Origin of the sequence: Bradyrhizobium sp. ORS 375 (genome assembly GCF_000239775.1) — a bacterium.
GTDB lineage: Bacteria > Pseudomonadota > Alphaproteobacteria > Rhizobiales > Xanthobacteraceae > Bradyrhizobium.
Window position 1 is genome coordinate 1 of record NZ_CAFI01000433.1, and the last position, 826, is coordinate 826.

Annotated in this window: 1 protein-coding gene and 1 pseudogene; both read right to left on the reverse strand. The window is 66.7% G+C overall.

All coding sequences use genetic code 11. The features are described 5' to 3' along the window. Window positions 1-119, reverse strand: a pseudogene (locus tag BRAO375_RS38755) (protease modulator HflK N-terminal domain-containing protein); the annotation flags it as partial. Window positions 120-377: 258 nt separating this feature from the next. Continuing rightward, on the reverse strand, window positions 378-826 hold a 449-nt coding region (locus tag BRAO375_RS28620; protein WP_035642805.1), incomplete at its 5' end, for a dihydrofolate reductase.

Consider the following 826-nt stretch of genomic DNA (forward strand, 5'->3'; position numbering starts at 1 on the left):
CCGCGGCGCAGAAGATCTTCCAGGTCGGGGGGCCTTGGACCGACCGGTTGCGGTCCCGAGCCCCAGGGTCCCTTCGGACCCGGACCCCACGGGCCTCCGCCCTGATTCTTCCACGCCATCGATCGATCTCCTCCGCGAGGCTGATACTGCCAAGATACTGCCGAGACGCCGGCCCCCGACGGCGGCCGGTTTATAAGGGACGGCCCCGCCCCTTACAATGTAGCGCTCCAGCTAAGCCCGAACCGGGTTTTGTCAATGTAAACAGGGCGGCAAGCGCCGGTTTGCCGCGGCCGGAAAGGCCAAGCGCGGCCAAACAACGCGACTTCATCATTAATGGATGGTCTTGAAGGGGCGGCCGGGCCGGATGGCGACAGACCTCAGCGTTTCCGGCGATAGGTCACGTAGGAGAAATCGGCCTGATCGTCCGGCCCGGAGGCATGACGCTCGCGCGCCACCTCCTCCCACTGCGCGGGATCGATCGCCGGAAACAGCGTGTCGCCCGGCGGGCGCATATGGACCTCGGTGATCTCCAGCCGGTCGGTCAGCGGCAGGGTTGCCGCGTAGATCTCGGCCCCGCCGATCACGGCGATTTCCGCGGCTGAACGCCGCAGCGCATCACCGCGGGCGATGCTGAGCGCTTCGTCGACGCTGTGGGTCACGATGGCGCCATCAGCGCGAAAACCAGCATCGCGGGTGATGATGATGTTGGTCCGGCCCGGCAGCGGTCGGCGCGGAAAGGAGATGAAGGTCTTGCGGCCCATCACGATCGGCCGCCCGATGGTCAGCGCCTTGAAGCGCCGCATATCGCTCCTCTGCCGCCACGGGA